At 48.8% G+C, this 13,884-nt stretch carries 14 protein-coding genes and 1 pseudogene; 2 read left to right on the plus strand and 13 right to left on the minus strand.

Annotated elements, in window-relative coordinates:
* Positions 1–89: 89 nt before the first annotated feature.
* Together ACP158_RS13445 and ACP158_RS13450 are read right to left on the minus strand one after the other, a co-directional pair.
* Positions 90–1,004 (minus strand): CfrBI family restriction endonuclease, encoded by a 915-nt coding sequence (locus ACP158_RS13445; protein ID WP_424946620.1) that lies wholly within the window; start codon positions 1,002–1,004, stop codon positions 90–92.
* Positions 1,001–2,386: a DNA methyltransferase gene (locus ACP158_RS13450; RefSeq protein ID WP_424946621.1), complete on the minus strand. Its 1,386-nt coding sequence runs from the start codon at positions 2,384–2,386 to the stop codon at positions 1,001–1,003. The genes ACP158_RS13445 and ACP158_RS13450 overlap by 4 nt, the downstream gene beginning before the upstream one ends.
* 252 nt (positions 2,387–2,638) lie before the next feature.
* Between ACP158_RS13450 and icd the strand changes: the two are divergent.
* Both icd and ACP158_RS13460 read left to right on the plus strand, forming a co-directional pair.
* Positions 2,639–3,880: pseudogene (gene icd, locus ACP158_RS13455) on the plus strand (isocitrate dehydrogenase (NADP(+))); the annotation flags it as partial.
* A gap of 70 nt (positions 3,881–3,950) precedes the next feature.
* A complete protein-coding gene (locus ACP158_RS13460) occupies positions 3,951–4,625 on the plus strand; it encodes a TVP38/TMEM64 family protein (protein WP_424946622.1) in 675 nt (224 codons plus the stop codon).
* Here the strand turns inward: ACP158_RS13460 and ACP158_RS13465 are convergent, their stop codons facing one another.
* From ACP158_RS13465 to secF, 11 genes are all read right to left on the minus strand, one after another.
* Positions 4,626–5,948, minus strand: a complete 1,323-nt coding sequence (locus ACP158_RS13465) for a M24 family metallopeptidase (RefSeq protein WP_424946623.1) — start codon at positions 5,946–5,948, stop codon at positions 4,626–4,628.
* Positions 5,948–6,940, minus strand: a complete 993-nt coding sequence (locus ACP158_RS13470) for an oxidoreductase (protein ID WP_424946624.1) — start codon at positions 6,938–6,940, stop codon at positions 5,948–5,950. The genes ACP158_RS13465 and ACP158_RS13470 overlap by 1 nt, the downstream gene beginning before the upstream one ends.
* Before the next feature lie 50 nt (positions 6,941–6,990).
* The gene (locus ACP158_RS13475) at positions 6,991–7,590 is read right to left on the minus strand and encodes an HNH endonuclease (protein WP_424946625.1); all 600 of its coding nucleotides are present in this window, start codon (positions 7,588–7,590) and stop codon (positions 6,991–6,993) included.
* A gap of 150 nt (positions 7,591–7,740) precedes the next feature.
* Positions 7,741–8,223 carry a phosphatidylglycerophosphatase A family protein gene (locus tag ACP158_RS13480; RefSeq protein ID WP_424946626.1) on the minus strand — a complete coding sequence of 161 codons (483 nt, stop codon included), beginning with the start codon at positions 8,221–8,223 and terminating at the stop codon, positions 7,741–7,743.
* Complete coding sequence (gene nusB / locus ACP158_RS13485) at positions 8,216–8,632, minus strand: transcription antitermination factor NusB (RefSeq protein ID WP_424946627.1); 417 nt, start codon at positions 8,630–8,632, stop codon at positions 8,216–8,218. Before nusB ends, ACP158_RS13480 begins: the two co-directional genes overlap by 8 nt.
* A 46-nt stretch (positions 8,633–8,678) precedes the next feature.
* Positions 8,679–9,176: a 6,7-dimethyl-8-ribityllumazine synthase gene (gene ribH, locus ACP158_RS13490; protein ID WP_424946628.1), complete on the minus strand. Its 498-nt coding sequence runs from the start codon at positions 9,174–9,176 to the stop codon at positions 8,679–8,681.
* Positions 9,166–10,383, minus strand: coding sequence for a 3,4-dihydroxy-2-butanone-4-phosphate synthase (gene ribB / locus ACP158_RS13495; RefSeq protein ID WP_424946629.1), 1,218 nt, complete (start codon positions 10,381–10,383; stop codon positions 9,166–9,168). Before ribB ends, ribH begins: the two co-directional genes overlap by 11 nt.
* Positions 10,384–10,410: 27 nt before the next feature.
* Positions 10,411–11,031 carry a riboflavin synthase gene (locus ACP158_RS13500; RefSeq protein ID WP_424946630.1) on the minus strand — a complete coding sequence of 207 codons (621 nt, stop codon included), beginning with the start codon at positions 11,029–11,031 and terminating at the stop codon, positions 10,411–10,413.
* 8 nt (positions 11,032–11,039) lie between these two features.
* Positions 11,040–12,314 (minus strand): bifunctional diaminohydroxyphosphoribosylaminopyrimidine deaminase/5-amino-6-(5-phosphoribosylamino)uracil reductase RibD, encoded by a 1,275-nt coding sequence (gene ribD / locus ACP158_RS13505; protein ID WP_424946631.1) that lies wholly within the window; start codon positions 12,312–12,314, stop codon positions 11,040–11,042.
* A complete protein-coding gene (gene nrdR / locus ACP158_RS13510; protein ID WP_424946632.1) occupies positions 12,311–12,823 on the minus strand; it encodes a transcriptional regulator NrdR in 513 nt (170 codons plus the stop codon). Before nrdR ends, ribD begins: the two co-directional genes overlap by 4 nt.
* Positions 12,824–12,838: 15 nt before the next feature.
* The gene (gene secF, locus ACP158_RS13515; RefSeq protein ID WP_424946633.1) at positions 12,839–13,864 is read right to left on the minus strand and encodes a protein translocase subunit SecF; all 1,026 of its coding nucleotides are present in this window, start codon (positions 13,862–13,864) and stop codon (positions 12,839–12,841) included.
* Between the last annotated feature and the right edge of the window lie 20 nt (positions 13,865–13,884).

Raw genomic sequence — 13,884 nt, forward strand, 5'->3', positions numbered from 1 at the left:
GTAATTTTGACAGGCACGTTCAAAGTAATATAACTGGTCGAATGCCAGAGCAATGCCGCCAGATAAAATCGAAATACCGTGATTCCCCGTTAAATAAATATTTCATCGAATATTTCATCAATTTTTCTGTCTAAATCATTTTCATTTAGTTCACGGTGTGGTATTTCAAGATTTTCCAATACAATTTTAAATCTTCTAAATCCAATTTCATCTCTTAACTCAACCCATTCTACATTTAAGCTATCTAATTGCGCTTTATTCGTGTCTGATAATTTATCTGCAATAAAAACACTACTACCTCTTGCAATTACTACATCAGCACTTTCAGGATTTCCTTTTCCCATTAGCTTTACTTCACACTTATAATTCTTATCGTTGTTTACAAGGTAAAAATCAATTTCTCTTTGAAATTCTTGTTCTAAATCAATATCTTTTATCTCAGCTTTAAAATTATCTTCTGATACAGAGTACAACTTACACATTGTTTGCATTAAAGGTTTCTCAACCCTTTTCCCTGCTGTGCTCCACAAACCACCCCTCAATGCTGCTCTTTTTACTGCCAAAGTATTAATAGCAATAAGGCTTTCACTAACATTTAAATCAACACTTACTCTTTTGAGTTTTATTGTTAATGTCAAATCTAAATCATCTTCACTATCAACAAGAACCTTAATTGCAGCATATAATGAATCATAGTGTTCATTTGAAGCATCTATAACAACTTCTTTTTTAGTTGAATTAAACATATTGCCAATAGTTTTCATGTTTAGACCTGAATTTATTGCAATATCTGTTTTGTCTAATTCGGAATTTAAGAAAGTCGATTTATACCAATCTGTTGTAACTTCTTCATTATTAAGTTTTGCTTCAACAATTTTTTTAAAAAAGTCAATTGCAAATTGTAAAAATTCTGCATTTATAAGAGTTACAATTTCAATTCTATAATCTTCGCCTTTAAAAAGTTTTTTGATTATATTTTTTGCTACTTGCTCCGTTAATGTCATTTTATCTCCTTCTTAAATTGATTTAATTCTAAGAAAACACTTTCCCTTTCTTTGAAAAGATTCGAATCGCCTTTTTTTGCAAAAGATTTCATATACTCAAAATACTTTGACTCTTGTTCTGTTAGAAAAAAATATCTATCTAAATATTTTGCTGTTCTGCCGAATGTTCCACTACCACCAAAGGGGTCGAAGACTAAATCTCCTTTAAAAGAATAATACTCAATGACTCGTTTGCATAAATCAACTGGAAAAACTGCTGAATGAACTTTATTGAACGTCGGATCGATTTCCCAAACATTTGATGTTTCATAACCATCTTTTACCTTACTTTCTTTTACTGTCTCCCAATCATATTGCTTTATGTTCCAATCAATAAGTTTGTCAGTTTGTTTTCTATATACCATTAAATATTCTGTTCTTGCGTTTGGTTTGTATGCTAATGGTTTTCTGTGTTGTAAAAATCCTGCATTTCTATTTTTTACACTTGCTTCTGGTTTTACCCAAATAATGTCATCAATAAATTCCCAGTCTATTTCAATTAAAAAATTATGCATATCAAACGGGATTGGGTAGCGCTTTGAAGAGTATTGACGACTTATTCTTGGAACAATTACTGGCGAAGTGTTTACAATTAAAAAGCGACCTTCTTTTGTTTTGTCATAAGTTAATTTAAAAACTTCTTCTAAAAATTTAAGGTAAGCCTTATAACTTGTATAGATTGAATAATCTCTCGCATTGTAGTAAGGGGGGGATGTAAATGTGAGATGAAAACTTTCGTCAGGTATTTCTTTTAAGATATCTCTAACATCTCCTAATACAACAGTATTTTTTAAATAATCGTAAGATTTTGGGTGTTTTAGTTTGTCTCTAGATGTGTTTTTGAAACTAAAATATTCTTTTTTTATTACAGATTGAATCATTTCGTTTTCGTGATTCGCAAGTTTTTTTAATTTTTCATCAATTTCCTCATCCCCTTTAAAGACGAGCAACCCTCTTATTGCTTGACTTATAATTTTAGGATCATTGTCATTTAATAAGTCAAGTAATGAATCCATAGCTTTTTTGCTCCTCATTCTACCAATAGAAGATGTTGCTTCTCGTCTTATGCTTGTTGATTTATCATTGATGGCGATTTGAAACAGTACCTCAAGGTTAGCGTGATTCTTAATTTTTCCTATATTCTTTATCGCATTTAAACGAATCTTATTGTTGTCACTTACAAGTAACTCTTTAATCCAGCCATCATCAAAATCACTAGGTAAGCAACCCAAATTTTCAAGAATAAACAAAGTACTTTTTTCATCTTTTATCGAACTAATTAGAGCTTTCATCGCCCTATTCCCTTGTGATTTTATTTCTGATATATATTCTTTTGTAAGCATTTTTGATATTTTCTCCGTTGTTTTATTTTACGCATAAATGACTTAAATAAGGGGTGTGTAGCTTTCTGCACGACCCAGCGAGCGACAGCGAACAGCCTTGATTTCCTTGATCATCGGGTGAATACATTAAGAGAGTCCTCTAAAATTAAATATCAGTTCTAACCCTGGACAAATGGCTTATTTTAACCCATATTATTGATTCAATATGTAAGAATACCGAATAACTAACACAGAGTAATCACAACAACGAAAATGACCTACCAACATATCAAACTGCCGGAAAACGGCGAGAAGATTACCATCAAGAACGACAATCTGGTTGTGCCGGAGCAACCTATCCTTGGATTTGTCGAGGGCGATGGCATTGGTCCGGATATAACCGCCGCCTCGTTGCGCGTGTGGGATGCGGCGGTGGAAAAAGCCTATGGCGGAAAACGCAGAGTGCATTGGTGCGAGTTATACATGGGTGAAAAAGCCGCCGGCATTTATGCAGGCGATTATTTCCCGGCGGAAACACTGGACGCCATTAAGACGTTGATCGTTTCCATAAAAGGCCCGCTGACCACGCCGATTGGCGGCGGCTTTCGTTCCTTGAATGTTTCATTGCGCCAGGAAATGGATTTGTACGCCTGCGTCCGACCGGTGCGATATTACGCCGGCGTACCTTCTCCGCTGAAAAAACCGGAGGAAGTCGATGTGGTTATTTTCCGGGAAAACACCGAAGACGTTTACGCCGGCATCGAATACGAGAGCGGGTCGGATGCCAATAAAAAACTGGCGAAGTTCTTGCGCGAAGAAATGGGCGCGGAGTTTTTTGAGGATGCGGGACTCGGGGTCAAGCCAATCAGCCCATTCGCCAGCAAACGCCTGGTCAGAAAAGCCATCCAGTATGCTATCGACAATAAAAAAACCGACGTAACCCTGGTGCATAAAGGTAATATCATGAAATTCACCGAAGGCGCATTTCGAAATTGGGGTTATGAAATCGCAAAAGAAGAATTCCGCGACTACATCGTTACCGAACAAGAACTTTGGGATGAACACGACGGCGCACTGCCGGTCGGCAAGATATTGGTGAAAGATCGCATCGCCGACATTATTTTTCAACTGCTGCAATTGCGCCCGGCTGAATTTGAGGTGCTTGCCACAATGAACTTGAATGGCGATTATTTATCCGATGCGGTGGCCGCGGAAGTGGGCGGTGTCGGCATCGCGCCCGGCGCCAATATGGCCGATCACATCGCGGTGTTCGAAGCCACGCACGGCACCGCGCCGAAATACGCCAATCAGAACAAGGTCAATCCATCGTCGCTGTTGTTTTCCGGGGTGATGATGCTGGAATACATTGGCTGGAATCAGGCGGCGCAGTTAATCAACGATGCTTTCCTCGCGGTGCTGGCGGACAAAACCGTGACCTATGACTTCGCCAGATTGCTGGACGGCGCGACCACGTTATCGACCAGCGCTTTCGCCGATGCGTTGATTGCAAAGATCGATTCATAATCTCCATCGACCGACTCATTGATGCGGGCGTTGTCCACGTCATCCGGGCCGAAGTTGCACCATGTCCAAAGGCAAACTCATTCTCATCATCGCCATCGCGCTGATTATCGGCCTGATGTTTTACATCGGGCCGGAAAAATACCTGGACATTGCCTTCATCAAATCCAAACTGGATCAGTTGATCGCCTATCAGGAAGCGCATCCGTTGCTGAGCATCCTGATATTTTCCGCAATATATATTGCCGTCACCGCCGCCTCCATACCGGGCGCATTGGTGCTGACGCTTTGCTGCGGCGCCATTTTTGGCTTTATTGCCGGAACCTTCATCGCCTTGGTCTCGGCGACCATCGGCGCCACCCTGGCTTTTTTAGTGGCGCGATATTTGTTCGACGATTGGGTGCAAGCGAAAATGGGCGAGCGCGTGGCCAAGATCCGTGAAAACTTTCGCGCCGAAGGCGCGCTGTATTTATTCTCCATGCGCTTGGTGCCGGTGATTCCATTTTTTGCAATCAATCTTTTGATGGGATTGACCTCAATAAAAACAACTGCTTATTTTTTTGCCTCATTGCTTGGCATGGCGCCGGGCAGCATGGTGTTTGTCAATGCCGGAACCCAACTTGCCAAGATTGACTCGCTTAAAGGACTTTTGTCGCCAGGGCTAATCGCCTCTTTTGTGTTGCTGGCGGTATTTCCTTATGCCGCAAAATTTTTACTGGGAAAGTTTCGGCGGCCTTAGTCAAGTAGTTTCGTCAAGCAGTTTTGGGTCATACGGAAAATGGGTGAGCAATTCGTAACCGGTGTCGGTAATCAAAGCCTGATCCTCAAGTTTGACCCCTTCGCTGCCGCCAACTTCGCCGATATAGGCTTCCACACATAAACACATTCCAGGCTGCAACACACCATCATAACCGCTGGATTCCCAATCTTCAGGGTACATGATCGCCGGATATTCATCGCACAATCCCACGCCGTGATATTTCACCCCATACTGCCGTTGACGATACTTCTGCTCGAGTTGATTACCGCCGAAGGTCAGTTCCTTGAACGTCAATCCTGGTTTAAGCAACTCCATATCTTCCATGATATGTTCATGGGCAACCTGGAATAATTGTTTCTGTTGCGCGCTCGCTTTCACGTCGCCGGCCACCCAAGTGCGCGATATATCCACACAATAGCCGTAAACGCCAATCAAATCGGTATCAAGCGCAACCAAATCACCTGCTTGAATAATTCTCGGCCCGCACTCAGACATCCACGGATTTGTTCTTGGTCCCGAGGACAAAATCCGGGTTTCAATCCAGTCTCCGCCGCGTTTGATATTGCCAAAATGCAGGTAAGCCCAGAGTTCATTTTCGCTGATGCCCGGTTGTATTGCCTGTTCAAATTCAACCAGCGTCGCCTCGCAAGCGGCGACCGCGCACTTCATCGCGCGAACTTCATTTTCATTTTTTATTTCGCGCGCGGTTTCCATCAACCCCATGCCGTCCATGATTTCGATGCCCGCGCGATCCAAGGCGCGCACCCCGACTATTTCCATTCGGTCGACCGCCAAACGGCGATTGCCGCCGCCGTGCTGGCGCAACAGATCGTCAATTTCCGCGGTGAATTTTGCCGCGAATTCGGCACTCCTTGCGCCACCCAGAAAATAGAAAAAACTGGTCATATTGCGCACCTCGTCAATCAACGGCAGATGCTGATTCAGGTGTTCGCAATTATGAAAATCAAACATCACCACCGGACCATCGGTGGCGATAAAACAGCCTCTGGCCTGGTTATGCGCAATCCAAAGCTGCATATTGGCACTGTCGGTGGCATAGCGAAGATTAAGCGGGTCGAACAACAAGATGCCGGCGTAGTCGCGTTGGCGCAACTGCTGTTTGACCCGCTCAAGGCGATACTCGCGCAGTGCCACCAGATCCGGCGACGGCAAGCCCAGCGCCGCCCATTCATCAAATGCCAACTGACTCGGACCAATCTCAATGCGATCATTATCGTTTGACGTGTTGTCCGGCTTCCGGCTAAAACTGCGTTTTAGCGCGCTCTCGGGTCTAGTCATCATTAGTCCTGAATTTTTACCAGAGTGCGGCCATGGTGGCTGCCGTTTAGATAATCGTCAAATGCGTCCGCCAAATCTTCAAACGCGATTTCGCGGGTGACGATGTTATCCAGATGCCTGGGTTTTAACTCGGCGCCCAGACTGCTCCATATTTGGTTGCGAATATGATCGGGCATTTCAATGGAATTTATGCCCAGCAGGGAGACGCCGCGCAAGATGAAGGGCATCACTGTGGTATTGAGTTTGTAATCATCCACCAGGCCGATGCTGGCGATGTTGCCCCACGGTTTCACGGTTCGGGTAAGCCACGCCAAAGTCTCTCCGCCAGCGTTATCCACGGCGCCGCCCCAGATTGCCGATTCAAGCGGCCGGGCGCCCATTTCGATGGTATGTCTATCGATGAACTCGCTGGCGCCCAGTTGTTTTAAGTAATCGTGTTGGTCTTTTTTTCCTGTGAAAGCGGTCACCTGATAGCCCTTTGCAGCAAGAATATCTATGGCAATACTGCCAACGCCGCCGGTCGCGCCGGTCACCACTATTGGTCCATCATCTGGCGTTTGGCCATTGGTTTCCATGCGCGCTACGGCCATGGCCGCGGTAAACCCGGCAGTGCCCAAGGCCATCGATTCCTTCAAACTTAACCCTTCCGGCAAGACAACAACACAGTCGCCTTTGACTCTGGCGACTTCAGCGTATCCGCCATCAGCGGTTTCAGACAACCCGCATCCGGCCACCAAAACCTCATCCCCTGGCTTAAATCGATTATCGGTTGAGTTCATTACCACACCGGAAAGATCAATCCCGCCGTTGAGCGGATATTGGCGTAAAATTTTCCCGCTGCCGGTGGCCGCCAACACGTCCTTGAAGTTTATTCCAGACCACTTAACGCTAATCACGACCTCGCCCGCGGTCAGTCCATCCACCGTCATATCCTCGAAATCCGCGACACTATTTTTTTCAACTTGATTAATTCTAAAAGCCCGAAATGATGACATGTCTGGTTCCTGCCTGATAATGTGCGTGCTTGCGCGTTGTAATGGCCGCGTCAAATGCGCTGGTGCAGCGGACTGGTCCTGGGGAAATGGGATTTCAAAAATTCCATTTGATCGGCAAGAATTCTCCGGCCCTGCAAATAAACATATTCTGCGTGGGTGGGCGTGAACGGTATCGCAATTAGTTTCATGCCGGCCTGTTCCGGCGTTCTGCCAGCCTTGAAATTATTGCATCGAACGCAAGCCGTCACCACATTATTCCAATTGTCCCGCCCGCCCTGGGAGAATGGCGTGACGTGATCTCGGGACAAGGCGGCCGGCTTGAATTTCTCGCCGCAATATAAACAAATACACGCATCTCGTTGAAAAAGCGGGATATTATGCAGCGGTGGCGTATATCTGTCAGGTCCCTTGCCACAGGCCTTGCTAAAAGCCCGACTGGCGCCACAAGTCGCCAGAATTGAATTAACCTCAAGTTTGCTTTGACATTGGGTAAGACGGTTGATGCCGCCTCTTACCGTCATCACGAACTCGCCACAGGTATAAGCCACCTGATCCAGGGTAATCAGGGTGACGGCATGCCTGAAATGAATCCATTCCAGAGGCATTCCCGACACATCGGTTCTGAGTATGGGTTGGGTGATGTCCAGCATCTATTATAATGTTAAGGCACGAAGCATCGCGCCTTGCGAGTCTCCAAATATTTAATGGCAATAATCTACCATAAAATCGCGCACAAAATTGATTCGGCTGGCGCGCGGACAAGTCGGCAAGACAGTCGCGCAGGATCACCGCATGACGGTTTAAAGCGGTAAGTGCGGCAATAAAATTCTAAGTGCGATATTAGCGCATATCGCGGCGATAATATCGTCCAGCATGATACCAATGCCGCCGTGGACCTGCCGATCGAAATAACGAATCGGCCAGGGTTTTACAATGTCAAAAAACCGAAACAACAAAAATCCAATTGCCAGCGTCAACCCTGTGACCGGAATAAAAATCATGGTCAGCATCATGCCGACAATTTCGTCCCAGACTATTGCCGGGTGATCATACTGCGGCAAGGTTCGCGACGCGGCGTTGCAAATTGCTGGACCGGCCAACACGCAAAACAACACGACCGAGGCGTAAGTGAAATTTGAAAATAACGCCATCATCCAAACCAGCGGAACCGCCGCCAAGGTCCCCATTGTGCCCGGGGCTTTGGGGAGAAGCCCGGACCCAAATCCGAATGCCAGAAAATGCAGTGGCGACTGGAATAGATCCTGGCGGGTAATTCTACGCATCTCCTCTTACCGCGCGCGCGATTTTGTCGAGCACGCCATTGACGTATTTATAACTGTGCTCCGAGGCGAATACTTTCGCAAGATCAATGGCTTCATCGAGCGCCACTCGGGTCGGCACCTCCGGTTGAAACTTCAACTCATAAGTCCCGACTCTTAAAATAGCATGCTCGATCAAATCCACTTTATCCAGATTGCGGTCAAGATGAGGGGTAATCAGGTTATCAATCGCTTCCGCATTTAACGGTATATTTTTTATCAAGGTCAAAAAATAATCCAAATGCGGCCCGCACAGGTTTTCATTTTTGATGAAACTGCTTTCAATCTCAGACGGGGATTGCCCGGTCACCTCCCACTGGTAGAGCGCCTGCACCGCGCACCGCCTGGCGAGATGCCGCCCGCTGCGCACCATTATGCTATCGCGTCAGGATTTGCGCCGCCAATGATCATAACTGCGCTCACAACTGCTTCAGCAAACTGACCATTTCCAACGCCGCCAATGCGTAGTCGGCGCCTTTGTTGGCGGCGCCGGTGTCGGCGCGTTCGACCGCCTGTTCCACGGTGTCCGTGGTCAACACCCCGAAAATGATGGGAATGTCGCTGTGCAGATTCAATTGGGCAATGCCTCTGGCGCACTCGCCGGCAACAAAGTCGAAATGAGCGGTTGCCCCGCGAATGACCGCCCCTAAGGCAATCACCGCCATATAGCGCCGGGTTTCCACCAGTTTTTTTGCCACCATCGGCATTTCAAACGCCCCGGGCACCCACTTGCAGTCAATGTCGGCGAGGTCAATACCGTGGCCGGTCAATGCCTCTGTGGCGCCTTGCACCAACTCATCGGTTATGGCGCGATTAAATCGACCGGCCACCAACGCGTATCGGCCAGCACAATGTTTAAAATCACCGGCGCCGTGATCATTTTTTGTGCCATTATTCTTCACGGATTTAATTTTCATGCCGTTCATTCCACTGCAACAGTTGTTGCGGACTTTCAATATAATCGACGATTTCCAATCCAAACCCGGATAGTCCATGGACTTTCTTTCGTCGTCCTAAGGCCAGAATTTTTGTCAAACCAAGATTGGCCAAAATTTGCCCGCCGGCGCCTAACATTCGCAAGTTGCCGGACTCGTCATCAGCGTCGTCATGAGTATCATTCTGAGTGTCATTCTGAGTGTCATCGTGGCGCGCCGCTTGCTCGCTGGCAACACCGCTTTTGGCGTCGCGATTCAGCTTGATACGACCGACTAACTCGTCAACCGACTCATTATAAGACAATATCACCACAACGCCGGCCGGTTGCGCGGCGATCTCCGCCAGCGCATTTTCCAAGGTCCAGCTCCATGGCGTCGGATCCAGCACGGCATCGAGTAATCCGCGATGAACATGCACCCGCACCGGCACGACATCGCCTGGATGAATCTCCCCGTTCACCAACGCTAGATGGGTGCCGCCTTCCACCACATCGTGATAAACATAAGACTGAAACCGGCCATGTTTTAGCTGCAAACTCTCTGCTGAGACCCTTTTCAAGGTCGGGTCGTTTTTCAGTCGGTAGCGGATCAAGTCAGCAATGGTGCCCATTTTTAAGTTGTGTGCTTTGCGGTACTCAAGCAGATCCGGCAACCGCGCCATGCTGCCATCGTCTTTCAAAATTTCGCAAATCACGCTGGCTGGCTCGAATCCGCTTAACCGCGCCATGTCGACGCCGGCCTCGGTATGACCGGCGCGAGTCAATACGCCGCCGGCTTGGGCTTTGATGGGAAAAACATGTCCCGGTGTCACCAGATCATTGGGTTGTGCATCCGGGTTGACTGCGGCTTGAATGGTGATCGCTCGGTCCTGCGCGGAAATTCCCGTGGTGACGCCGCGCGCGGCTTCAATAGAGACGGTAAAGTTGGTTGAAAAACGCGCGCTATTGCGGCTGACCATTAACGGCAAATCCAGTTGATTGCAGCGCTCCTCGGTTAGCGTCAGGCAGATCAGGCCGCGGCCTTTGGAGGCCATGAAATTGATATGGTCATCGGTAATGCACGCTGCCGCAACCAGCAAGTCGCCTTCGTTCTCGCGGTCTTCATCATCGACCATAATAACCATTTTGCCCTGTCGATAATCCTCCAGGACCTGTTCGATTTTATTTGCGGTTATGACTGCTTTATTCATTGCCTGTTTGCTTTTGAATAATAGGGTTCAACCCTCTTGATTTCCTGCGCATTCGCTTAGCCTTTGAATGTACCGGGCAACCTGATCCACTTCAACATGAACCCGCGAATCTTGTTCGAGGCCACCTAATGTTGTGCCCGCAAGGGTGTGGGCGACCAACATGATTTCGAACTGCGTCCGATGATTGTCATCCGTCACTTTATTGACCGTCAAACTGACGCCATCGATAGCCACCGAGCCTTTGACCGCGATGAATTTCCCAATGGCGCCATCGGTTTCAAACCGCATCACGGCAAATCCATGCTGGTCTTGTCGGTCAGCCAATTTTGCCGTGCCGTCGATATGCCCCGATAGCAGATGCCCGCCGATCGGTGTTTGCAAGGTCAAGGCGAGTTCCAGATTTATCCGCTCGCCGACCGGCCACTCGGCAATCAAGCATGTTGCCAATGTTTCGCGGGACACATCAAAATGCGCGATATTTTGTTCGCGTCGGTTAATCGTAAGACACGCCCCGTTTACCGCGATACTATCACCAAGGCGAACCCGTTCTAAATCAAGCTGTTTGAGATCAATTGACAACCGCGCGCCATCCGCAGCGGATGAAATTGCGGTAACCGAGCCGATGCTCTGTATGATTCCGGTGAACATGGCTGGCGTTATTTCGCCACCGATAGCGTCAAGCGCAGGTCGCGGCCGACCCGGGTGATGTCCTGGTATTCCAACTGTAGTTTGTCGGCAAGTTGTTCAAGCCGCGGAATTGTGAACATATCCCGGGCATCGCCGCCCAATAAATCAGGCGCCATGTAAACAACGATTTCATCCACCAAACCTTGTTCAAACATGCTGCCACTGAGTCTTGCGCCGGCTTCAAGCAAGATCGTGTTCATTTCCCGTTGTCCCAGTTCAAGCATCACTTCGTGCAAATCTATTTTGCCGCCGGCGGTGCGGCAATGGATGATTTCAACAGCGTCATCCGAGAAAATTTCCGCCGCGCTGTCTGCGGAATTTGCGGTAATGATCAATACCTTGCCGCCCGCGCCATCGCCGCCCAGAATTTTTGCATTAGCCGGGGTGCTTAAATTGGTGTCGAGAATGATGCGCAATGGCTGACGCTGCACTTCGACTCCATCGAGACGCACATTCATATTCGGGTCATCGCGCAACACCGTGCCGATACCGGTCAGTATGCCGGAAGCCGCGGCGCGCAATTTTTGCGCATCTTGACGTGCTGGTGGAGACGTAATCCATTGGCTTTCACCGTTCGCCATGGCGGTTTTTCCATCCATGCTGGTTGCGATTTTAAGCGTCACCCAAGGGATGCCGGTGGTGATGCGCTTGATAAATCCGCGGTTCAGTTGTCGAGATTGATGCTCGCCGATGCCGGTGGTCACGGCAACACCGGCGCGCCGCAATGCGGCAATGCCCGCGCCGTTCACCCGCGGGTTGGGGTCTTCGGTGGCGATGACTGCCCGACTGATTCGGAATTTGATAATTGACTTGACGCAGGGAGGCGTTTTGCCGTGATGGCTGCAAGGTTCCAAGGTGACATACATCGTCGCTCCGGCTGAAGACTTCCCCGCTTGTTTCAACGCATTGATTTCCGCATGGGCGCGTCCGGCGAAATCATGCCATCCCTCGCCCACAACTTCCCCGTTGTTGACGATGACGCAGCCCACCGCCGGATTGGGGTGGCAAGTCGTCACCCCCTTTCGCGCGAGTTGCAGCGCCCTGGCCATATAGCCCTCGTCATAGCCATGGTCATAGACATGGTCATAGACATGGTCCTCGCCGCGGCGCAATTTAATGTTGTCGCTGATGCTGTCGCCTGTTTGATCGGCCGCATCGGCCGCCGTTGTCTGCTGCGATTGCCCCAGTTTCACTTGCTTGCGCTGCGCTTGCTGGTTCTCCTTAAATCCTGAAAACAAGTTCATCGCTTACTCTCCTTGCCCGGCAACAGCGACAACTGAGAGTCGCTTCCCCGGCTGGACCATGACGCTCGTAATTTTTCCACTTCGTCGCTAAACGCTTCGGGGTCCTGAAAACGGCGGTAAACCGATGCGAATCGCACATACGCGACTTCGTCCAACTGCCTAAGCGCATCCATGACCGCCTCGCCGATTTGCTTGGCATCAATTTCCCGATCGCCTTTGCGGGCAAACTGGCGCATGATGCAATTTATCGCGCCTTCGACAGATTCCATTTCAATCGGCCTTTTTTCCAGCGCGCGGGTAATTCCCCTGCGCAGCTTTTCCTGATCAAATTTTTCCCGCCGACCGTCAGATTTGATCACTCGCGGCATTTCAAAAACCACCTGCTCAAAGGTAGTGAACCGTTGTGAACATGCCTGACATTCCCGCCGCCGGCGAACATTGTCACCGCTATCCCCCAGTCTCGAATCGACTACTCGAGTGTCGTCATTGGAGCAAAATGGGCAACGCATACGGGTTTGAAACGGTTAGGGTTGGGGGCCGACGTTTCCACCTGCGTTGTCGCCTTCTTTTTGCACCGGCATCATGTCTTCACGGCTTATGCCGAGCGTCATCACTGCCGGGCTGGCCACAAAAATTGATGAATAGGTGCCGATGATTACGCCGATGAACAAGGCCAAGGAAAACCCGCGAATCACCTCGCCGCCCAACAGCAATAACGTGACCACAACCAGCAACGTGGTCAACGACGTCAGTATTGTCCGCGGCAGCGTTTGATTGATGGCGGCGTTCATGATTTCCACGATATCGCTTTTGCGCATTTTGCGGAAGTTTTCGCGGATGCGGTCATACACCACGATGGTGTCATTCAGCGAATAACCAATCACCGCCAGTACCGCCGCCAGCACCGGCAACGAAAAATCCAATTGAAACAGGGAAAAAGTCCCAACGGTAATGGTCACGTCATGCACCAGCGCGATAACCGAGCCAACCGCGAAGCGCCATTCAAACCGGTAGGTGACATAAATCAGGATGCCAAGCAGGGCGTACAACATTGCCAATCCACCCTCGTTTGCCAGTTCATCGCCGACTTGCGGGCCGACGAATTCCACCCGCCGCATCTGCACCTGACAATCGACGGTCGTTTCATTCGAGACGCATTGCTGCTGCGCGACGTTTGACGACTCGACCAGCAACTCACCGAATGGCAATCGCAACGCTTCCATCACGCTGCTGCTGATTTCCGCGGCGTTGACGCTTTCTCTGGAAAACGTGGCCGGCAAGCGCACCATGACATCTCGCGGCGTGCCGAAATGCTGCACCACGGCGTCGTCAAATCCGCTGTCCTGCAATGCCGATCTAACTGACTCGATTTGCACGGCGTTGCGATAGCCCACTTCCACCAGCGTGCCGCCGGTGAAGTCGATGCCCAGATTTAATCCTTTGGCAAAAAGACTGGCAATGCTGATCAGCATTAATACGCAGGAAATAACCAGCGCGATTTTGCGCTTGCCCAGAAAATCAAAACGCGTTTGTTTTTTTAGTATTTCCATTGCCCGCCAAAAATAAACAT

It is taken from the genome of Candidatus Spongiihabitans sp. (assembly GCF_965247905.1).
Classification (GTDB): Bacteria; Pseudomonadota; Gammaproteobacteria; order Arenicellales; family Poriferihabitantaceae; genus Spongiihabitans.